This window comes from Corynebacterium sp. CCUG 70398, assembly GCF_024454055.1.
Classification (GTDB): Bacteria; Actinomycetota; Actinomycetes; order Mycobacteriales; family Mycobacteriaceae; genus Corynebacterium; species Corynebacterium genitalium.
The window spans coordinates 140,869-160,824 of sequence record NZ_JAGPYZ010000005.1; the positions used below are offsets into that span (position 1 = coordinate 140,869).

A 19,956-nucleotide genomic window follows, 5' to 3' on the forward strand; every position below is an offset into this window, starting at 1 on the left:
GGAAATACTCTCCTGGCTAGTTGTCTTCGTTGTCGTTAGGTTCACCTGGGCGCCGCGTAAAGCGGTGCCCTGTCGGGGCGACAGGATTTGAACCTGCGACCCCCTGCTCCCAAAGCAGGTGCGCTACCAAACTGCGCCACGCCCCGTAAGCTGCTCAGGGGTTCACCCCGCTAGCTCACGGGAGACGATTCTACGTGGGCCCAATGAGGGCAGTTTCATCGGGGGCCAGGAATGAACAAGAGCTGACTCCGGATTTCCAGGAGCCAGCTCTGTGGTGGAGGGAATGACGGGAATCGAACCCGCGTCTTCAGCTTGGAAGGCTGAGGTATTAGCCACTATACGACATTCCCACTGCGGTTTAAGCGCGCAGACAATCCTAGCCCAGCCTCACGCGCGGGACCAAAAATGGAACTTGCGGGGCGGTTCATCCGTTGTGACTAGTGTGAGCGTACTTAGTCTTCTCCTTATTGTCGTAGCGATCGGCGGCGTGATGGCGCTGATCAACAACTCCCAGAACAGCAGCCAGCGTGCGATCAATAGCAACGCGTCGCTTGACGACGCAAAAGCGGACGCCCAACGGTGGGTCGACCGCCTGGGACACCAAGTGTTGACGATTTCGGGCGAAGATGCCGCCTCGACGCAAGCCATGGCCGACGCTTCCGAGCGCTACAACGCAGCGAATTCCGCTCTGCAGAGCGCCACCACGGTCAGGCAGGCCCAGCTGGCACGTGAGTCAGCCTTGGAAGGTATGCACTACGTCAACGCCGCCCGAGAGATCCTTGGGTTGGCGCCGGGACCAGCCCTGCCTGAGCTGGAAGCGCAGCGTCAGGCAGGCAAGGTCACTGAGCGCCGCACCGTTGAACACGACGGCCAAGCTGTGACGGCGTCGCCGTACGCCAGCGCGGACACCCCGCACTACTACCCCGGCGGCGCCGTTGCTGGCCGTCCGGTGCCGGCTGGCTGGTACTCCACCGCGTGGTGGGGTCCCGCCATGATGACGGGCATGTGGGCGGCGAGCTCCATGATGTTCTACTCCGCCATGTTCGCCGGCATGGCGGGCACACCCAGCGCGGACGAGTTCGCCGCAGGCGACTTCGGGGCCGACGGCGGCGCAGAGGATATGGGAGATATGGGCGCCGGTGATGCCGGCGACATGGGTGATGCCGGGGACATGGGCGGCGGATTTAGCGATGGCGGTGGCTTCGGCGATGGCGGCGGATTCGACTTCGGCTTTGATTTCTAGCCGCTCGATCGTTATCCAGATCTCATAGGCTCGCCGGGTGTAATGTAGGTCTCAACCGACACGCTATTTGAGTTCAAGGAGGGCCGACATGGCCAAGATCAACACCCGCATTAACGAAATGCTCGGCATTGAGCACCCCATCATCCAGGGCGGCATGCAATGGGTCGGCAAGGCCGAACTGGCAGCTGCCGTTTCCAATGCGGGCGGCCTCGGCATCATCACCTCCTTGACCCAGCCCACCCCGGAAGACCTGGGCAAGGAAATCGACCGCTGCCGTGAGATGACCGACAAGCCCTTCGGTGTGAACCTGACCATCCTGCCGACGATTACGCCGCCGCCGTACGAGGAGTACCTCCGCGTGGCTATCGAAAAGGGCATCAAGATCGTTGAGACTGCCGGCGCCAACCCGGCACAGCTGGTGCCGGGCCTCAAAGCTGCGGGCGTGACCGTGATCCACAAGTGCACCTCCGTGCGCCACGCCGTCTCCGCCCAAAACAAGGGCGTTGACATCCTCTCCATCGACGGCTTCGAGTGCGCCGGCCACCCGGGCGAGGACGACATCCCGGGCCTGATCCTGCTGCCGGCTGCTGCGGAGAAGCTGGAGATCCCCTTCGTCGCCTCCGGCGGTTTCGCTGACGGCCGCGGCCTGGCCGCTGCCCTGTCGCTGGGCGCAGAGGGCATCAACATGGGTACCCGCTTCGTGGCCACCGAGGAAGCTCCGGTGCACCAGAACGTCAAGCAGGCCATTGTTGACCGCTCCGAGCTGGACACCAACCTCATCCTGCGCACGCTGAACAACACCGCCCGTGTGGCGAAGAACGCGGTGAGCGACGAGGTCGTCGAAAAGCTCAACCAGGGCGCGCAGTTCCCGGAGATCCGTGACCTCGTGGCTGGTAAGCGCGGCGCGCAGGTGTACGAGACCGGTGATCTGGATGCTGGCATCTGGTCCGCTGGCCCGGTCCAGGGCATCATCAACGACATCCCGTCCTGCCAGGAGCTGCTGGACCGCATTGTTGCTGATGCAGTGGAGATCATCGAGGGCCGCCTGGCTGGATTTGTGGCGAAGTAATATGCGCGAGTTCAAGGGCAACATCACCTCCGAGACCGTCGAAGATGGTGCGGTGATCATCGTGCGCATCTCCAACCCGGAGAAGCGCAACGCTTTGGAGCCGGAGTCCTACTGGTCCATCGGCGACGCTGTCAATGAGGCGGACGCGAACCCGGCAACCCGGTGCGTGATCGTCACCGGTGATGACGCAGCATTCTGCTCCGGCATGGACCTGACCGTCTTCATCAGCGGTGAAGAAGAGATCTCCGCAGGCAACTTCACCGCTATTGAACACATGGTGAATGCGATCACCCGCGCCTCCGTCCCGGTCGTGGCTGCCGCTGAAGGCGCCGTCGCCGGCATCGGTGCTTCACTGGCGTGCGCATGCGACCTCATTGTTGCGGGCCAGGAGACCTTCATCACGCTGCCGTTCGGGCGCATCGGCCTCATGCCGGACGGCGGTGCGGTAGCGACTCTGGCCGCATCAATTGGCCGCCACCGCACGATGCAGCTGGTGCTGCGCCACGAGCGCATCCCCGCCGCCGACGCTGTGGCGTGGGGCCTGTTCACTGAGGTCGCCGACAACGCTCTCGACCGCGCCCTCGAATACGCCCGTGAATTCCGCTTCTCCCCGCGCGGGGCGCTTGCGGATGCAAAGCGCGCCGTCAACCGCGCTTCCTTGGCCCAGCTGCCGCTCAGCTTGGCTGAGGAAGCTTGCGCCCAGACCGCTCTGGCCCACAGTGTCGAGCACAAAGAAGGCGTGAAGGCGTTCCTGGAGCGCCGCGAAGTCACCTTCTAAGTCCGCTAGCCGGAAGTCTTCATAGCCTCACAGGATAAAGTGGGGCTATGAAGCGTTCCCCAGCTCTGCTCGCCGCACTGGCCCTGACTCTTCCGTTAGCCGCATGCGCGGGAGGCTCCGCGGGCGGTGCGGACGATGAAGAGAAGCAGGTCACTGTCGCGGACGACACCTGCGAGGTCGGCGACAATGAGGCCGACAGCGGCAAAGTGTCATTCGAAGTGACCAACGATGGCGGGCGCGAGACAGACTTTCTCGTTCTTGCGGAGGACGGCCGCCGGGTCGTGGCCAAGCGGGGCGCCATCAAGCCCGAGGAAACGGCGGAGCTGTCCGTCGAACTACAACCCGGCACCTATCTCACCGCCTGCAGGATGAGCGAGCGCGGGCCGTACATCGAAGCGGCCGAATTCACCGTCACCGGCGACGAGGTCGACTACACGCAATCCCGTGGGCAGCGCGAGAAGAACGCCCGCGACAATTACGTCACCTTCGTCCAAAACGAAGCGGCGGAACTACTCCCCGCGGTCGAAGAGTTTGCCGAGGCGTACGCGTCCGGCAACGACGAGCGTGCCAAAGAGCTCTACCCCGCCGCGCGGGTCCACTACAAGCGCATCGAGCCGATCGCCGGGGCGTTCGGGCTTCTCGTCACCCGAATCGACGCCACCGAAGTCGAATACACCGGCCAAGCCGAGAAGCTCGCCGAGAAGGATCCGACGTTCACCGAATGGCTCGGTTTCCACCGCCTAGAAAAGGACCTGTGGCCGCCTGCGGAGGGCGACGAGAATTCTGACGGTAGCTCCGCCCTGCAAAAGTGGGAGCCCTCCACACCGCAGGAGCGCCGCGAGCTTGCCGACGCTCTCGTCGCCGACGTCGAGCAACTCCACGGCACCATCAACGACACACCGTTCCAGGAAAGCGACGACATCACCTTCGAGTCGATCACAGGCGGCGCGCTGACCCTGCTCGACCGCATGGCGGAGACCGCAGCCACCGGCGAGGAGAACTGGTGGTCCGGCGCAGACCTCAGTGACTTGGCGGCAAACACCGAGGGGGTGCGCGTCATCTTTGACACGGTTGCAGACCTCGACAGGGACAACAAGAAGCACGAAGAGCTTATCGACGACACCGACTCACGCCTCGACGCCCTCGACAACCTCATCACGAAGCAGAAGGAAACTGGCCCAGACACCGGCCAGTCTGGTGACCGAGCAAAGCTAGTTGAGGCGATCGCAGCCCTGCGCAGCTCACTGGGCGACCTGATTGCCTAGGCTGTTCCCACCCCTTGTGATTTTCGCAACATTAACGGCACGAAAATCACTAAAGGATTCACTGTGCCCACCCCAGTGCAGCTAAGGTTAACTTTGCTTGCCTTAGGCAAGCCTATCTTGCCAAGTAACGCACTAGAAAGTCACGGTGCACATGTTCATTGCCGCGTTCCTGGTCGGCTTACGCGAAGGTCTCGAAGCGTCGCTGATCGTCGGCATGTTGCTTGCCGCTGTCCAGCGCCAAGCTGAGACGAACCGCCGTGGCGCAATGCGCATTGTTTGGACCGGAGTCGTGATCGCAGCTGCGATCTGCCTTGCCTTGGGCGCGCTTTTCACCTTCGGCCGTTACGGCTTGAGTTTCCGCGCTCAGGAGGCGATTGGCGGGATCATGTCGCTCGTGGCGGTCATCATGATCACCGGCATGATCCTCTCTTTGAGCAACGAAAGCGGGCGACTGCGCACGATGCTCGACGATAAGACAGGCGAAGCCCTAAGCCGCGGACGTCAAGCGATTTTCTGGCTGGCGTTCGTCGCAGTCGCGAGAGAAGGAACCGAGCTGACCTTGCTGCTGTGGGGGTGGACGAGGACCCCGTCGGCCGTCGTTGGCGCGTTCTCCGGCATAGCTGTTGCTATCGTTCTGGGCTGGGCCATTTACCGCGGGGCACTGCGTTTGGACTTGGGCACGTTCTTCCGCTGGTCAAGCGCCTTGCTCATCGTTGTCGCCGCCGGGATCCTCGCGTACGCGGTGCACGACCTCCAGGAAGCGCAGTTCCTCCCGGGACCATTCTCCGGTGAGCCTATTGCTCCGACCCATCCACGCACGGGCGAAGTTCTCACCGGTTTCGCCACGTATCCATTCTGGATGGCGTCGTTCCCCTTCGGCTGGGCCTTCGATGTCTCCGGCGCGATTGACCCGTCGGGCATCGTCGCCACGCTCCTGCAAGCGTTCACCGGCTTCATGCCGCAGATGTCGTGGCTTCAGGTCATTGCCTGGGGCGCGTACATGGCTGTCATTGTGCCGATCTTTGTCGGTCACGTCCGTGCGTCGAAAAGCGAAAAGCGTATCGACGCTGAATCACGAAAGGTAAATCTATGAAGCGTTCCCCAGCACTTGTCGCCGCACTGGCTATGACCCTGCCATTGGCAGCATGCGTGGAAAACACTGCTGACGGTGAAGGCCTGCAGGTCACCGCGAAAGAGGACGCATGCGAAGTCAGCGCCGCTGAGACCGAAAGCGGAACCACGACGTTCTCCATCACCAACGAGGGCGAACGCGTCACAGAATTCTACGTGCTCGCCGAAGACGGACTGCGCGTGATCGCCGAACGCGAGAACATCACCCCCGGTGGCACGGCGGACCTGATCGTCCAGCTTGAACCCGGCAGTTACCACACCGCGTGCAAGCCAGGCCTGCGCGGTGCGAATGTCGGCCAGGCCAAATTCACAGTCACCGGTGAACCGATCGAATACGACGCGTCCGACGAGAAGCGTTTCAACGAGGCGCGCGACAACTACGTCGCATTCGTCCAAAATGAAGTCGCTGAGCTGCTACCCAAGGTCGAAGAGTTCGCTGAGGCGTACGCATCCGGCAACGACGAGCGGGCGAAGGAACTCTACCCCACCACGCGTGTGCACTACGAGCGCATTGAACCGGTCGCCGAGGCACTTGGCGTGCTGGACCCGCGCATCGACTACCGCGAAGTGGACTACATCGCTGAAGCCGACGAGCTCGCTGAAGAGGACCCGACGTTCACTGATTGGTTGGGTTTCCACCGCATGGAGAAGGACCTCTGGCCGCCTGCCGAGGGCGACAAGAACGCCGACGGCTCCCCGGCCCGCGAGGACTGGGAGCCGTCTGACCCGGCAAAGCGCCGCGAAATCGCGGATGCGCTGATTGCCGACATCGGGCAGCTGAGCGAGACCGTGAACGCAGACGACTTCATCGAGAGCAACGACATCACTGTCGACACCGTCTCCAACGGCGCGATGGGCCTGCTTGAGGAAGTGGCCACCACAAAAGTCACCGGTGAGGAGAACTGGTGGTCCCACAAGGACCTGTATGACTTCCAGGCGAACATCCAGGGCTCCCGCATTGCGTTTGACATGGTCAAGGACATCGCCGCCGAACGTGGCGAGGAGGGCAAAGAACTCGTCGCTGACATCGAAGAGCGCTACAACGACGTCCAGGAACTCCTTGACGGGTACGGCTCCTTGGAGAACGGCTACGTCGATTACGACGAGGTCGATGCCGGCCAGCAAGCTGAACTCACCCGCGCCATCGACGCGCTGCGCGAACCCCTGGCCAAGCTCACCGGAACTGTCCTGGGCCTGAATGTCGAGAGCAGCGAAGAGAACTAGCCATGAGCAGGTTCGAACTCGACCGGCGAAAGTTTCTCGCGCTCGGAGGCGTCGGTGCTGCCGGGGCGGCTGCAGCAGCGTGCGCGCGGGAAGATTCGCGCGATAGCGGAAGCGGTGGCGCCGGCGGTATTGACGGTGTGAACCATGAGGAACTCATCGTCGACTTCGCTGGGGCGCACCAAGCCGGCATCATCACGCCGATGCAGAACAACCTGCATTTCGCTGCGTTCGACATGTCCGAGAAAGCCGACCAGAAGAAACTGATCCGGCTGCTGGAGCGGTGGACTGCCGCCGCCCGGCGCCTCACGTTGGGCGGAGAGGTCTCGTCGAAAGGCGCATTCGGCGGTGGGGCGAACTTCCCACCGGATGACTCCGGTGAAGCGTTCGACCTGGGGCCGTCTGCCCTGACCATCACGATCGGGTTCGGGCGCAGTCTGTTCCGGGATCAGTTCGGCCTGGCAGACAAACTGCCTGACGAGTTCACCGAGATGCCGACAATGACCAACGACTTCCTCAACCGCGAGCAATCCGAAGGCGACATCTGCATCCAGGCCTGCGCGAACGACCCGCAAGTAGCCACACATGCGATCCGGAATCTGACCCGATTGGCTGTTCCGGATGCGTCGCTGCGCTGGACCCAGATCGGCTTTGGCAAAGCGTCAGTGACCACTGCTGAAGAGCAGACCCCGCGCAACCTTTTCGGCCAAAAGGACGGCACCGCCAACATCCGCTCCGACGACGAAGAGGAATTAGACCAGCACGTGTGGGTCCCGGACGACTCCTCCCAAGCGTGGGCGGCTGGCGGGACGTACCTGACAGCGCGGCGCATCGCGATGAACATCGAGGTCTGGGACACCCTCCAACTCGAGGAGCAGGAGCGCGTCACCGGCCGCGACAAGGTTGCGGGTGCACCTCTGACCGGCACCGACGAATTCGACGAGCCCGACTTTGACGCAGTGAATGACCGCGGCCGCCCCATCATCGACCGCGGCTCCCACCTGTTCAATGTGCACCCAAACCAAAACGGCGGTATTCGCATGCTGCGCCGTGCCTTCAACTACGTCGACGGATCCAACGAGCAGGGACGCATGGACGCGGGGTTGTTCTTCATCGCGTTCACCCGCACCCCGGACCGTTTCGCTACCGTCCACCAATCGATGTCCCGCGACGAGATGTTCCTGGAGTATCTCAAGACCACAAAGACCGGCACTTATTTGATCCCGCCGGGCGTGGGTGAAGAGGGATTCATCGGCGAAGGAATGTTCGCTTAAGGGGCGTGCTTATCGGCGTTGCCATGTGCCGTCGATAAGCGCGATAGCTCCTGCATCTTCGAACTCGTGAAGCCAGCCCTCCATTGGCCACGTGCCCCATTTGGAGTGGAAGACGGCGGCGTTGCGGAGAATGTCGTCGAGGTGCTCCCACGGCGGGGAGGACACGGGATGCCACTGGTGGTAGGCGTGCGCGCCGCCGACCCAGATGAAGTCGATGCCATGTTCGCGCAGGTTCCAGGCGAAGTCGGTGTCTTCGCCGCCGTAACCGGAAAAAGCGGTGTCAAAACCACTGAAAAGCCTATCGATGCGGTGCCACGTGTCAGCGGTCAGCGCGAAGGATAAGGACCAGAAAAGGTTGTAATCCTCGGCGGAGACGAGTTCGCCGGCTGGTGGGTTCGGCCGGGCTTCGTGCGGCTGGGGGTTGTCGGTGCGCAGCTCGCCCTCCGGCAGGTACGTCACCGGGCCGGCGAGAACGGCATTGGGGGCGCGGTCGAGAGCGGCTAGGTAGCGCTCCACGAGGTCTGGGCCCGGCAGGCAGTCCGCGTCGAGGAAGATCAGCTGCTCGTGCCCGCGAGCAAGCGCTTCGGCCGCGCCGCTGTTGCGGGCGAGGGCGAGATTGGGCTCCTCTAGCGGAACGACGTGCGTATCGGGCAGTCGGGCGGCGAGCTCCTCGGCATTAGCAAGCGCGACGAGAATGTGCTCGACATCATTGGGAATGAGCTTCGCTTGGCGGGCGACATGGTCGGCGCGGGCCGCGTTGGCCAAAGTGATGACCGCAGTCATGTGACCCCCAAGATGACATCGGCTGCCCGGCGCGCCGCACCGCCGGTCTGCCAGCCGCGCTGCGGATCGTCCCAGAAAGTGACCATCCCGGCAGCCTGGTGCAGCAACGCTGGCCACATCGCTGGCTCAGGGAAGGATTCGGGGACGAGGGCGAGTCCCGCGTCACGCAGCACCGCGGCAGTAGCTTCCTGTTCAGCGAACGGACGGGGCTGCGGCAGGACAATCGCGGGTGCGCCGCAGGCTGCGACATCAGCCACGGAGTTCTGCCCGGCGGCGACCACGATGACCCCGGCACACTGCAGCATTTCGGTGAGCTTGGCATCATCGTCGACACGGTTGGCACCGTCGAGAATGGTGAAATCCCAGTTCGGGCAGGCGCGCTCGACCTCGTCCCACGAGTCGCGGTCCCAGGTGGAGCCGCCCGTGCCGGCCATGACGAGCACCGACCTCTCATCGCGGCCGCGATCGGCTAAGCCGCGCAGCCGGGAAATGCCCCCGACGGCATGCAGTCGGTCCGCATGCGCCTCCAAATGCGCAGGCACGGGCACCCAATCCGGCCACGCTGCGACGATCGCGCTGGCTTGGGCGTAGCCGAGCTGGTGGGGAGCATCGTCGCGCACACCCGGCATGGCCACGGTGACCACGGGCACGCCGAGGAGCCGGACAAAGACGGCGACCTCCACGGAGCAGTCGACGTAGAACACAGAGGGGTCGTTGGCCTCCACCCATGCGGCAATCTGCTGCATCCGGGCACGGTAGCCCTCGTGCGTGGTCGGCGCGTAGTGGAGGGTTCCTCCGGCGGTGAGCGGGTCGGAGGTGGGGGCGCCGGCGTCGTCGATAAGCACGACGTCTGCGCTGGGGTGTGTGGACAAAATCGTCGCGTCGGGTAAGTGGCGCGCGATTTCGCGGCAGCGCTGAATGTGGCCGGAGCCGTGGTGGTGCGCATACAAGCCGATCATTTGACCATCACCTCGCGGTAAAGATCCACGTAGCGGCGGGCCGTCTGGGTGAGGCTGTGGTTCTCCACGACCCACGCACGGGCTGCGGCGCGGTCAACGTGGAGAGCCTTGTGGATCGCGCCGGCCAGCGCAACGACATCGTCGGGCGGAACGAGCACAGCGGGCGCAGATGCCAACAGCTCGCCCATGCCGCCGCGGTCGAAGGCGGCGACGGGCGTGCCGCACGACATCGCCTCGAACGCGACAAGGCCGAACGGCTCCTCCCAGCGCGGCGTGACCACGCACACCGCATGCTTGCCGACGAGCCGACGCAACTCCCCATGCGACAACTCCCCCAGCCAGCGGATCAGGTGGCCGTCCAAACGCGGGGCGATCTGCTCCTGGAAGTAGTCGTGGTCGCCCTTGCGGCCGGCGATCGTCAGCGGCAAGCCGAGGAGCCGGCACGCATCCATAGCCAAGTGCAGGCCCTTCTCGGGAACGATCCGGCCGAACCACACCGCGCCGGGGCCGCCCGGACCCGGCGCCCATTTGCGCGTGTTCACGCCGTTCGGGATGACTTCAATCGGGCCGTGGACGACAGGCGGCATCTCCCAGCTCGCTGCAGTGGTCGCGCTGACGGCGGCGAACCGGCCTGCGGACTCACCGGCTGCTTCGACTGCCGCATAGATCTCGGGCAGCTGTGGCGTATGCAACGTGGTCACCATGGGTAGCGGGTCTGGCGACGCGGGTGAGGGGAACATGGCGGGACTCAAGCTGTTGTTGTGCACAACGTCATAACCCTGCGCGACCAAGTGCTCACGTAGCGCGAGGAAGGCCTGCTCCTCCCGCTCGCGCTCACCTACCGGATAGCCGGTGTCGGTGGCCAGTTCCAGCGAGTCTCCCCAGTTCACACCCGGCAGTTCGTGGCTTTTGACGTTGCCGTCCGAGCCTTTCGCGGCGTAGAAGTCCACCTGGTGGCCTTCGTTGCGCAGCGCGGTGACCATGGTGTGGCAGAAAGCCTCGAGGCCACCGGCGAACGGCTCGCGAATCGGGTAACGGGCGGGGGCAACGAAGGCGATGCGGAGGTTCTGGCCGCGGGCAGGAGTGCACCCCTGGAGCAAGGTGATGGTCACGGGCGGACCTCCGCACTCTCTGCCAAGGCTGCACGGTACACCGCGGCGTAGGCCTGCTTAATGCCTTCCAGCTCAGCGTGGCGGTTCCCCTGGTACGGAATTTGGCCGCGCTCCAACAACTCTGCGGCGGCGCGGCCGGCGGCAGTGCCGTCACCTGCGGCATATTCAATGACCGCGTCAGCCGTATCTGCCTGCGAGGCATAACAGCCGCAGTCCGGCACGGCCACGCTCACACCCAGGTCGCGGCACATCTCCAACCAACCCGAGTGGGTGCCGCGCACATACGGCAGAACGCATACCGCGTGGCTGGCCACCGCGTCATGCAATACAGCGTCCTCCATCGGCTCGTGCACGACCAGATTGAGGCCCGCGAGCTCACGGCGCAGCTCAGCTGTCGCCTCGACATCATGGACGTAAACAGTCAGCGGCACCTGCTCCGCCAGCTCGCGGTAGAAGGCCGGCTCTGCCACGACATTGCCGCGCAGTGATTTCAAGAACACAGCCACCCCGAATGCCGACGGGTCGGGGTCCCGCGTTTCGGTGATGAGGGGGTGGGGGATGACGTGGACGTCGTCACGCGAATACCGCTGCGCGATGACATCGGCGGCGGCGCTGGTGAGCGTGACCACCTGCGCCGCAGCGTCGATGAGCACAGCCAAGCTCTCGTGGTGGGCCGCCTGGTCCTCGAGGTGCGGATTGTCCAGATCATGCACAGTGAGCACGAGTGGCACCGGCAATGCTGCGACAAGTTCGCGCAGCTCATCGGGGCTGTAATGCTCGAAACCGAAGTGGATGTGCACGAGATCCATTTCCCGCGGCTGGTCCCAGTAGGACGCTGTGAGCGCGGGGTGGGGCCACCATTTGCCGTCAATATCCGGGTCCGGTGGAAAACGCACGCCTTCCGGCTGAATCGCCTGCGTGTAGACATGTTCAGCGGGGATCGACAGAACGTTCACACCCACCGCCTTTCCTCTTCCGGGGCACCCGACCAATATAAACGTTTCTGCAAATGTTGGCATGACTATATTCGGGGCCATGTTCTTGACCGTCGTAGGCAACTGCCAAGCCGAGTCCCTGCGCAAACTCCTGGCCAGCACTGGGCATTTCGAATCCGAGCGCATCCCTCCTGTACACGAGCTCGCGCAAGCCGACATGGGGTGGTTCGGCGACATGCTCGCCCGTACCGACGTCCTGGTCACCCAGCCGATCCGCGAGGACTACCGCGGCCTGCCCGTCGGCACCGCGCAGATGCTCGCCCAGCTGCCGTCCGGTGCACGCCACGCGATCGTGCCGGTGCTGCGTTTCGACGCGCTCATGCCGTTCACCGCGATCATCCGCGACCCCGCCGACTCTTCCCTCAACCCGCCGGTGGTCCCCTACCATGACCTGCGGATTCTCTGCGCCGCTGCGCAAGGCCTGGACGCGCCGGTCACGCCGTCACTCACGCCTGATGCTTATCGACGAGCACTTGCCATGTCCGTCAACCAAATCCGTACCCGCGAAGAACGCTTCGACTCGGTGAGGATTTCTGACTACCTGGAAACCCTTCCCGTATGGCACATCATCAACCACCCCGACAATGAGACCTTGGCGGTCGTGGCATCCCGCATCCTGCAGACATTGGGGTTGTCCGGGTCCGTGACCATGCCTGAGTACGAAATGCTCGGCGAACTCGACGCACCGCTCGACCCCGGCGCGTGCGCTGCCCTCGGCGTATCGGTGCGCGGCCAGGACGCGTGGATGCACAGGGAAACGGGGGAGATTCCGTGGGAGGAGATCGTCGACAAGCAACTGGCGCACTACCGCGAGCGGCCCGCACTGGTCGCGCACGGGTTGGAGCGCCACGCGGAACGGATTGCCAACCTAGGGTTGCTGGCATGATGCCCACCCACCTCATTGTCGGGCCCGAATCGCACGGGGTGACCCGGTACGCGCTGGAGTTGGCAGCAGCTACCGATGCCCCTGTGCTGCGCGAATCCGAGTTCAGCGCGGTCGCCCTGCCGGATTCTGTCGATTCTGTGCACGTCGCTTTCACCGATCACCTCTTCGGCGACTCCCCCGCTGCAGCTGTCGACGCTCTGCTTGCCCGGGTCGGGTCGCGCCAGCTCAGCGTGAGCTTCCACGACATCCCCCAGCCCGAAGAAGGCGCTGACCGTTTCGCCCGCCGCGCCGCCGCCTACCAACGTTTGGCCGCTGCCGCTAACGTCGCCGTAGTGAACTCAGAGCACGAGGCTGAGTTTTTCCGTGACGCCGGTATCGACGTGGGTGTGATCCGCCTGCCGATCCCGCTGATCGACTCAGCGTTCGAGCCGGAACCGGGGACCGTGGGAATTCTCGGATTTCTGTACCCAGGCAAAGGGCACGAAGAGCTTATCCGCGCCCTACGCGGCACCGACTACCGTCTGCGTTTCCTGGGCTCCGTCTCCCCCGGCCACGAGGAGTGGGCGCGTGGGCTTGAGGCCCATGCGGAGATCACGGGATGGCTTTCCGACGCTGACCTGGCCGCCGAAATGGGCCGCATCCAGATTCCCGTCTGCGCGCACCGGCACTTCTCCGCCTCCGGGTCGCTGATGACGTGGTTAGGAGCCGGCCGGCACGTCCTGGCCAACGATTCCGACTACACCCGCGAGATCGACCCGTGGCTCCCGGGACGCATTACCCGCGTGCAGCCTAGCTCGTGGCGCTCTGCAATCGACGCCTACGCAGCCACCCCCTCACCGCAGATGACAGCCCCGGAGTACGGGTGGGCAGACGTCGCTACGCAATGGCGAAAGGCATGGGCATGATCAGCGTCATCATCCCCCACTACAACGACCCCGACGCGCTCGCGCGGGTCGTCGAGGCTGTGCGCGCGCAGGAAGGCGTCGGCGAGGTCGAGATCATTGTCGCCGACGATGGCTCCGCGGTCGTGCCCGACGTGCCCGGGGCGACGGTGGTTACGCAGGAGGATCTCGGTTTCCGCGCCGCCGCGGCACGCAACCTCGGGGCGAGTACCGCGACGGGCGACGTGCTCGCCTTCCTCGACGCCGACACTGTGCCCGAGTCCGGTTATCTCGCTGCTGCGTGCCGGCATGTGGAGGAGGATTGGCGGGCGGTGGTCGTCGGCAAGCGACTCACGGGCGCCGCGCGCGAGGAACCCGCATGGCTGCGCGACGCCTGGCGCGACACCGACAACCTCTCGCGTGCCGACGACACCTCCTGGCGCTTCATCATCTCCTCCGTTCTCACCTGCTCACGCCGGTTCTTCGAGGCTATCGGCGGCTTCGACGGATCCTTCGTCGGCTACGGCGGGGAGGACTGGGAATTCGGTTTCCGGGCGTGGAACGCCGGCGCGACCTTCGTCCACGAGCCAGATGCTGTCGCGGTCCACGACGAGGAAGATTTCGGTGGGCGCTACAACAACCCCGACGAGGAAGCCCGCGTTAAGAACATCGAATCGGTGGCGCTGGCGCACCGCATCACGCACCCGCTCGCCCGGCCCGACGGGGTGCACTTCGAGCTGGCTGACATCGGTGTCCGCGTGGGTTCCATGTCCGAGCGCTCCCCTGGCGTGCTCGAGCAGGTCATCGCATCGTGGTTGCGTGCAGACGCAATCGTGTACTGCGGCCCCGCCGTTGGTGTACCGGACCTGTTCCGCCACGAGCCCCGCGTGAGGACCGCGCCGACGGGCCCGGAGAACCCTGCGGAACAGCACCGCATCAGCGTCGATCTTGCCGGCCCGTGGGCTCTGTCCGATCCCGCAGCATTCCACCGGGCTACCCAGGACACGCGTGTTGGCACGGGGTGGAGGGTTGATGTGGCGGGGGTGCCGTCGATAAGCGTGCGTACTGCGCGGGCCCGTGCGTTGGGCAGCGAACCTCGTGCCGTCGAGCATCCCGTTGGCATTGAGTGGGTCAATGGTCCCGTTCGCCTCGAGCGATACTTCGCCGGCTGGTAGAAAATGGTTATGGACCTCAACACGCTTCTGGGCCTCGAGCGCCAAGGCTGGGACTCGCTATGCGAGCAGCGCGGCGGCACGTTCTACGGCGAACTCATGACCGATGACGCCGTCATGGTGCTGGTCAACGGCATGATCATGGACCAGCCCACCATCGCCGCGAGCATGAACGACGCGCCGCCGTGGGACAGCTACGAGATCACAGACCCGCAGCTCATCCCGCTAAACGACGGCGCCGCCACCCTCCTCTACAACGCCTCCGCCCGCCGCGGCTCTGACAACTTCGAAGCCCTCATGACCAGCACCTACGTGCTGGTAGACGGGCAGATCCGGATGAAGCTGTACCAGCAGACCACCGTCACCCACTAGATCAAGCGCTGACCTTGCCGGGCAGGGTGCGCAACGTCCGCTCAATGTCTCTGACGATTTGCCCCGAGACGACATCGCCCCAGCCCGCACGCAGGAAGAAATAACCCTTCGCTTACACGGCGTTCTGCCGGTCGAGCTGGGCCACGGTGACATCACGCACCTCGCCGTAGTCGCCACTGAACTTCACGCGCCCGTCGAACTCGACGACGAGCCACCCGTTGATGAGGACGTCGACAAGCGCTGTCCGCGGTTCCCCGTAGAAACCGACATACCGGATTTCCGCCTGGTATTCGATCGCGCGGATCTCCGGGATATGTGCCTGCAAGATCGCGTCACGGCCGATGGTTTCCAGCGGGCTTTGCGACGTATTCGAGCTGTACCGGATCAGCTCCTCAAACCCGCGTATACCGTTCGCCCTGGGCAGCCACCTCGCAGCATCGAGCAACCGCTCGATTGTGACCTGGTGCTTGAATCGGAGATGCTCCAGCGGCACAAGAGCTGCCAGACGACCGTGGGACCGGTAAATATCAAACAGCACTTGCATCATGTCGACGTGCGCGACCCCATCGCGCATGAAAATCTGGTCCGCCCTGAGTTTGCCGCCCCGGTAGCGCACTGAAGGGTCTTTCCCCCGCCCCAACGCATTCGCGGATGTCCGGTAGCGCAAATCCACGACTGTCACCCGATCGAGCGTTGGCAGCCCCAAGCGCTTCGCCGCCGCTGGCCCCGTCACCACCGCGTGCGGGCGCGCCAGTGCGACCTCCCGAATCAGCCGAAGTTCGGCATCGTCCCCCATGCGCTCAATTGTGTCGTGCGCGGCGGTTTTGCGCTAGCCAACCCAAGGCCTTCGGGGACATTTTCGCGCTGTCCACACGTCAAGTAACTGGGTTCACTCCTGTAACACGTGACCTGGGGATTTACGAGGGCATTTTCGACGGCACGAAAATGCGCTTTTCCTTATGCTTCAATTTTGCTTATCGACGTCGCCAACGCCCCGAAAACGCACCAGCCCCACGCGGCTCACAGTCGACGTGGGGCGATTTCAGGCTCAGCAGGCGGCGACGAGCCCGCGCCTTTTCTAGAGCGTCTTCGGAGCCGGGATCTCTTCGGCCTCCCCGGTCTCCTCGTAGCGGGCGAGAATATCGATGCGACGCTGGTGACGCTCCTCGACCTGGTGGTCCGGGGTGATGCCGACGAAAGCGTCGACAATCTCGAGGGTCTCCTCCAGGGAGTGCATGCGGCCACCGATGCTGATCAGCTGGGCGTTGTTGTGCTCCCGTGCGAGCTGAGCGGTCTCAACGGACCAAGCCAGAGCGCAACGGGCACCCTTGACCTTGTTCGCGGCGATCTGCTCGCCGTTGCCGGAACCGCCAAGCACGATGCCCAGCGAAGACGGGTCGGCGACAGTCTTCTCCGCTGCGGCGATGCAGAACGCTGGGTAGTCGTCTGCAGCGTCGTACTCGTGTGCACCGCAGTCGACGACCTCATGGCCGGCAGCCTTGAGGTGCTCGGCGATCTCGTTCTTGCGCTCGAATCCGGCGTGGTCTGCTCCAAGGTAAATACGCATGGTTCCCAGCGTAACCAAAAGCGACCGCGCCCGGCGCACCCCGCACGCCTTAGACCTGCGGCGCCTCGGTACGGGAGCGCTTGAGCTCGAAGAAGTAGGGGTACTGGGCCAGGCCCAGTGCGTGGTCGAAGAGCGCACCTGCTTCCTCGCCGGTAGGAACGCGGGTGATCACCGGGCCGAAGAAGGCAGTCTCACCGAGCTGGATGACCGGGGTGCCCACCTCATCGCCGACGGCGTCCATTGCGCCCTGGTGGTAGCTGCGGAGCACGTCGTCGTAGGACGCTTCGTTCGCCACCGATGCGAAGGACTCGTCTAGACCGACTTCCTCCAGCGCCTTCTTGATCACGTCGTCGTAGGCGCCGTAACCCTTCTGGCCTCCCTGGCCGCCGGGGTGGATGAGGGTGCCCATGGCGGTGTACAGGTCGTCGATAAGCTCGGGGCGCTCCTGCTTGACCTTGGCGAACACGCGCGCCGGGCCCCAGTTAGCTTCCATCATGGCCATGTAGTCCTCGGGGAGGTCGCGGCCGTCGTTCAGCACGGACAGCGACATGGGGATCCAGTCGATCTCGATGTCGCGGACTTTTTCAACTTCCTTGATCCAGCGGGAAGTCTGCCAGCAGAACGGGCAAGATGCGTCGAACCAGAACGTCACGTTTTCCATTATGACCCTTTCGTTGATGGGGGCTTGCCCCCTCAACGGTACGTTGGTTTGCATGAAGACGAATTTGCTCAGGACCGATGCTCACGCCCGCGCTGCTCTGATCAGCGACATTCACTACGACGTGGCTCTCGACATTACCGGCGCGGACACATTCACCACCCGCACCACGATCACATTCAACTCCGGCGAGGGCGAGACATTCTTCGACCTTCTTGCGGACAGCTTTGAGGCGACGCTCGACGGCACGCTTATCGACGATCGCACGCTGCAGCTTTCTACCGGACAGCACGAACTGACCGTGACCTCCACGCACTCCTACTCCCACACCGGCGAAGGCCTGCACAAGTTCACCGATCCGGCTGACGGCAGGGAGTACCTCTACACCCAGTTCGAGCCGGCGTACGCGCAGCTGGTTTTTGCCTGCTTCGACCAGCCGGACCTGAAGGCCACCTACGATATTTCGGTCACTGCGCCGTCGAAGTACGTGGTGGTGCTCAACGAGGAGACCACCCGCGCCGAGAACAACAGCGGCACCGCTACGACGTCGACGAACATCTCCTACCCGCTGTCGACCTACCTCATCGCGGTGTGTGCTGGCGAGTACGAGTCTGTCAACGACACCTACTCCGACGAGCAGAAGACGATCCCGCTGGGCCTGTACGCCCGCGCGTCGCTGATGGAGCACCTCGACGCCGACCGCCTGTTCCGCGAAACCAAGGAAGGCTTTGCGTACTTCCACGAGAACTTCGGCCGGCCCTACCCCTTTGGCAAGTACGACCAGATCTTCTGCCCCGAATACAACATGGGCGCGATGGAGAACGTCGGTGCCGTGACGCTGCGCGACGAGTACGTGTTCACCTCCGAACCCACCCCTTACCGCATTGAGCGCCGCAACGACACCATCCTCCACGAGATGGCGCACATGTGGTTCGGTGATTTGGTGACCATGAAGTGGTGGGACGACCTGTGGCTCAACGAGTCGTTTGCCACCTGGTCCGCCGCTATCGCTCAGGCTGAGGCGACGGAGTTCACGAATGCGTGGGTGACGTTCGCCAGCGTCGAAAAGGCGTGGGCCTACGCGGCCGACCAGCTCCCGTCGACGCACCCCGTTGGTGCCGACGCCCCCGACATCGAGACCGCCGAGCAGAACTTCGACGGCATCACCTACGCCAAGGGCGCGTCCGTACTCAAGCAGCTGCAGGCCTACGTCGGCCGGGACGAGTTCTTCGCCGGGGTGCGCAAGCACTTCGACAATCACGCGTTCGGCAACGCCGAGTTCGCCGATTTGCTCGGCGCGCTTGAGGAGACCTCCGGCCGCGACCTGTCCGACTGGTCCCAGCAGTGGCTGCGCACCACCGGCGTCTCGCGCCTCTACCCCGAGATCACCGCGGACAGCTTCACGGTGGTTCAGGAGTCCGAGGTGCAGCGCACGCACCGCGTGGGCGTCGGCCTTTATTCGCTTATCGACGGTGCGGTCCGCAGGACCCACCACACCGAGATCGACATCACCGGTGAGCGCACCGAGGTCCCCGAGTTCGCCGGCGTGGCCCACGACCTCGCGCTGGTCAACGACGAGGACCTCACCTACTGCCTAATGGGCCTGACCGAGGAGCACATGGACTTCGTTCTGGAGCACCTCGGCCGGATTGAGGACCCGATGGCCCGCACGCTGTGCTGGTCTGCCGTGTGGGAGGCGGCCCGCGACGGGCGGTTGCCGGCACGCGAGTTCGTGAAGCTCGTCGCCCGCTTCGGCGCGAACGAGGACCAGCCGGCGGTGCAGGAGCGCATCGTCGCGCAGGCCACCACGGCCGTGAAGAACTACGTCGATCCGGACTGGCAGGCGCAGGGGTTCGACCTGCTCAACCATGCCTTCCGCGGTGCCCAGCCAGCGGCGATTTACGACCGCGCGTTGTCTCGGCTGCGCCTCGACAACGATTCGATTCGATACTTCCGCGAGCTCCTCGAGAACGAGACCAACCAGGAAGTGCGCTGGCTGGTTCTCACGGCTCTCATTGCCGCAGGCGAGCTCGACCTCGACGCTGCCGAGCAGGAGAAGGATCCGTCCTCGGAGGGTAAGGTGTCGAGGTTGCGGGCGCGGGCGGTCGTCGATAAGCGATGGGCGTGGGATGAAATCATCGCTGGCGAACGCTCGAACCTGGCGCTGCGCTTCCTCATGGATGGCCTGACGTTCAACGACCGTGGGCTTGAGGGTTTGACCGATGAGTACTTCCGTGTCGCGCCTGAGCTGTGGGAGCGGCTGTCGAACGAGATGGCGCAGCGCACGCTCGAGGGCATCTACCCGTTGTGGGATGTGTCGGAGGAAGCTGTCACGAAGGCCGACGAGTTCCTCGCCGGCGACATCCCGGCAGGTCTGCGCCGCATCATCTCTGAGGGGCAGGACCGGGTAGCGCGCTCGCTGCGGAACCGGATCGTGGACGCTGCGGCAGCGGAGAGTGCAACGGGTGACGGCGCGTAGGGGCTCTCCCCCTACCCCTCGGGCCCCGTCCAGATATAGTTCGCACCGTTCCCGCTGCAACGAAATCTGACCTGGGGTTTTGATGCCCCTGGCGGTCGCGGGTGTCAACTA

Annotated in this window: 19 protein-coding genes and 2 tRNA genes; 12 read left to right on the top strand and 9 right to left on the bottom strand. The window is 64.1% G+C overall.

From position 1 onward, the window contains the following. Positions 1–72 precede the first annotated feature (72 nt). Positions 73–146, bottom strand: a tRNA-Pro gene (locus KBX07_RS07535). Between the two features lie 129 nt (positions 147–275). After that, a tRNA-Gly gene (locus KBX07_RS07540) sits at positions 276–350 on the bottom strand. Between the two features lie 92 nt (positions 351–442). Between KBX07_RS07540 and KBX07_RS07545 the strand changes: the two genes are divergently transcribed. The 7 genes from KBX07_RS07545 to efeB all read left to right on the top strand — a co-directional run bounded on the left by KBX07_RS07545 (position 443) and on the right by efeB (position 7,981). Then, positions 443–1,243, top strand: coding sequence for a DUF1542 domain-containing protein (locus KBX07_RS07545; protein WP_255998517.1), 801 nt, complete (start codon positions 443–445; stop codon positions 1,241–1,243). Positions 1,244–1,331: 88 nt separating this feature from the next. Beyond that, positions 1,332–2,312, top strand: coding sequence for a nitronate monooxygenase family protein (locus tag KBX07_RS07550; protein ID WP_255998518.1), 981 nt, complete (start codon positions 1,332–1,334; stop codon positions 2,310–2,312). A 1-nt stretch (position 2,313) separates the two neighbouring features. Then, positions 2,314–3,090, top strand: coding sequence for an enoyl-CoA hydratase-related protein (locus KBX07_RS07555; RefSeq protein ID WP_256023616.1), 777 nt, complete (start codon positions 2,314–2,316; stop codon positions 3,088–3,090). Between the two features lie 47 nt (positions 3,091–3,137). Next, complete coding sequence (locus KBX07_RS07560; RefSeq protein ID WP_256023618.1) at positions 3,138–4,355, top strand: peptidase M75 family protein; 1,218 nt, start codon at positions 3,138–3,140, stop codon at positions 4,353–4,355. Positions 4,356–4,506: 151 nt separating this feature from the next. Then, positions 4,507–5,448: an iron uptake transporter permease EfeU gene (gene efeU, locus KBX07_RS07565; protein WP_256003208.1), complete on the top strand. Its 942-nt coding sequence runs from the start codon at positions 4,507–4,509 to the stop codon at positions 5,446–5,448. After that, a complete protein-coding gene (gene efeO / locus KBX07_RS07570; protein ID WP_256003162.1) occupies positions 5,445–6,710 on the top strand; it encodes an iron uptake system protein EfeO in 1,266 nt (421 codons plus the stop codon). Before efeU ends, efeO begins: the two co-directional genes overlap by 4 nt. A 2-nt stretch (positions 6,711–6,712) precedes the next feature. Continuing rightward, positions 6,713–7,981, top strand: coding sequence for an iron uptake transporter deferrochelatase/peroxidase subunit (gene efeB, locus KBX07_RS07575; RefSeq protein ID WP_256003163.1), 1,269 nt, complete (start codon positions 6,713–6,715; stop codon positions 7,979–7,981). 9 nt (positions 7,982–7,990) lie between these two features. On the opposite strand, the gene KBX07_RS07580 is transcribed toward efeB, so the two are convergent. Genes KBX07_RS07580 through KBX07_RS07595 form a run of 4 tightly spaced genes read right to left on the bottom strand, consistent with a single transcriptional unit; the run spans position 7,991 to position 11,791 of the window. Beyond that, positions 7,991–8,764: a glycosyltransferase family 2 protein gene (locus KBX07_RS07580; protein ID WP_256003165.1), complete on the bottom strand. Its 774-nt coding sequence runs from the start codon at positions 8,762–8,764 to the stop codon at positions 7,991–7,993. Then, complete coding sequence (locus KBX07_RS07585) at positions 8,761–9,723, bottom strand: glycosyltransferase (RefSeq protein WP_256023619.1); 963 nt, start codon at positions 9,721–9,723, stop codon at positions 8,761–8,763. Before KBX07_RS07585 ends, KBX07_RS07580 begins: the two co-directional genes overlap by 4 nt. Then, positions 9,720–10,835 (bottom strand): glycosyltransferase, encoded by a 1,116-nt coding sequence (locus tag KBX07_RS07590; protein WP_256023621.1) that lies wholly within the window; start codon positions 10,833–10,835, stop codon positions 9,720–9,722. Before KBX07_RS07590 ends, KBX07_RS07585 begins: the two co-directional genes overlap by 4 nt. Then, entirely contained in the window at positions 10,832–11,791 is a 960-nt protein-coding gene (locus KBX07_RS07595; protein WP_256023622.1) for a glycosyltransferase, read from the bottom strand. Before KBX07_RS07595 ends, KBX07_RS07590 begins: the two co-directional genes overlap by 4 nt. 79 nt (positions 11,792–11,870) lie before the next feature. Here KBX07_RS07595 and KBX07_RS07600 point away from each other — a divergent pair, with 79 nt between their 5' ends. From KBX07_RS07600 to KBX07_RS07615, 4 genes are read left to right on the top strand one after another with little or no spacing between them, the layout of a single operon-like run. After that, entirely contained in the window at positions 11,871–12,716 is an 846-nt protein-coding gene (locus tag KBX07_RS07600) for a WcbI family polysaccharide biosynthesis putative acetyltransferase (protein ID WP_256023624.1), read from the top strand. Then, positions 12,713–13,621, top strand: coding sequence for a glycosyltransferase family 1 protein (locus tag KBX07_RS07605; RefSeq protein ID WP_256023626.1), 909 nt, complete (start codon positions 12,713–12,715; stop codon positions 13,619–13,621). Before KBX07_RS07600 ends, KBX07_RS07605 begins: the two co-directional genes overlap by 4 nt. Continuing rightward, entirely contained in the window at positions 13,612–14,772 is a 1,161-nt protein-coding gene (locus KBX07_RS07610; protein WP_256023628.1) for a glycosyltransferase family 2 protein, read from the top strand. Before KBX07_RS07605 ends, KBX07_RS07610 begins: the two co-directional genes overlap by 10 nt. A 9-nt stretch (positions 14,773–14,781) precedes the next feature. Continuing rightward, a complete protein-coding gene (locus KBX07_RS07615) occupies positions 14,782–15,141 on the top strand; it encodes a DUF4440 domain-containing protein (protein ID WP_256023629.1) in 360 nt (119 codons plus the stop codon). A gap of 112 nt (positions 15,142–15,253) precedes the next feature. Here KBX07_RS07615 and KBX07_RS07620 read toward each other — a convergent pair whose 3' ends face one another. The 3 genes from KBX07_RS07620 to KBX07_RS07630 all read right to left on the bottom strand — a co-directional run bounded on the left by KBX07_RS07620 (position 15,254) and on the right by KBX07_RS07630 (position 17,372). After that, positions 15,254–15,937, bottom strand: a complete 684-nt coding sequence (locus KBX07_RS07620) for a hypothetical protein (protein ID WP_256023631.1) — start codon at positions 15,935–15,937, stop codon at positions 15,254–15,256. A gap of 282 nt (positions 15,938–16,219) precedes the next feature. Further along, positions 16,220–16,708: a ribose-5-phosphate isomerase gene (locus KBX07_RS07625; RefSeq protein WP_256023633.1), complete on the bottom strand. Its 489-nt coding sequence runs from the start codon at positions 16,706–16,708 to the stop codon at positions 16,220–16,222. A 49-nt stretch (positions 16,709–16,757) separates the two neighbouring features. Next, entirely contained in the window at positions 16,758–17,372 is a 615-nt protein-coding gene (locus KBX07_RS07630; RefSeq protein WP_256023648.1) for a DsbA family protein, read from the bottom strand. 49 nt (positions 17,373–17,421) lie between these two features. Between KBX07_RS07630 and pepN the strand changes: the two genes are divergently transcribed. After that, positions 17,422–19,845 (top strand): aminopeptidase N, encoded by a 2,424-nt coding sequence (gene pepN / locus KBX07_RS07635; RefSeq protein ID WP_256023634.1) that lies wholly within the window; start codon positions 17,422–17,424, stop codon positions 19,843–19,845. Positions 19,846–19,956: the final 111 nt, after the last annotated feature.

Excerpts from the sequence above, each read along its gene's own strand:
- KBX07_RS07550 (WP_255998518.1), top strand. The coding sequence starts at position 1,332 with ATGGCCAAGATCAACACCCGCATTAACGAAATGCTCGGCATTGAGCAC.
- KBX07_RS07555 (WP_256023616.1), top strand. The coding sequence starts at position 2,314 with ATGCGCGAGTTCAAGGGCAACATCACCTCCGAGACCGTCGAAGATGGT.
- KBX07_RS07560 (WP_256023618.1), top strand. The coding sequence starts at position 3,138 with ATGAAGCGTTCCCCAGCTCTGCTCGCCGCACTGGCCCTGACTCTTCCG.
- efeU (WP_256003208.1), top strand. The coding sequence starts at position 4,507 with ATGTTCATTGCCGCGTTCCTGGTCGGCTTACGCGAAGGTCTCGAAGCG.
- efeO (WP_256003162.1), top strand. The coding sequence starts at position 5,445 with ATGAAGCGTTCCCCAGCACTTGTCGCCGCACTGGCTATGACCCTGCCA.
- efeB (WP_256003163.1), top strand. The coding sequence starts at position 6,713 with ATGAGCAGGTTCGAACTCGACCGGCGAAAGTTTCTCGCGCTCGGAGGC.
- KBX07_RS07580 (WP_256003165.1), bottom strand. The coding sequence starts at position 8,764 with ATGACTGCGGTCATCACTTTGGCCAACGCGGCCCGCGCCGACCATGTC.
- KBX07_RS07585 (WP_256023619.1), bottom strand. The coding sequence starts at position 9,723 with ATGATCGGCTTGTATGCGCACCACCACGGCTCCGGCCACATTCAGCGC.
- KBX07_RS07600 (WP_256023624.1), top strand. The coding sequence starts at position 11,871 with ATGTTCTTGACCGTCGTAGGCAACTGCCAAGCCGAGTCCCTGCGCAAA.
- KBX07_RS07605 (WP_256023626.1), top strand. The coding sequence starts at position 12,713 with ATGATGCCCACCCACCTCATTGTCGGGCCCGAATCGCACGGGGTGACC.
- KBX07_RS07610 (WP_256023628.1), top strand. The coding sequence starts at position 13,612 with ATGGGCATGATCAGCGTCATCATCCCCCACTACAACGACCCCGACGCG.
- KBX07_RS07615 (WP_256023629.1), top strand. The coding sequence starts at position 14,782 with ATGGACCTCAACACGCTTCTGGGCCTCGAGCGCCAAGGCTGGGACTCG.
- KBX07_RS07620 (WP_256023631.1), bottom strand. The coding sequence starts at position 15,937 with ATGGGGGACGATGCCGAACTTCGGCTGATTCGGGAGGTCGCACTGGCG.
- KBX07_RS07625 (WP_256023633.1), bottom strand. The coding sequence starts at position 16,708 with ATGCGTATTTACCTTGGAGCAGACCACGCCGGATTCGAGCGCAAGAAC.
- pepN (WP_256023634.1), top strand. The coding sequence starts at position 17,422 with ATGAAGACGAATTTGCTCAGGACCGATGCTCACGCCCGCGCTGCTCTG.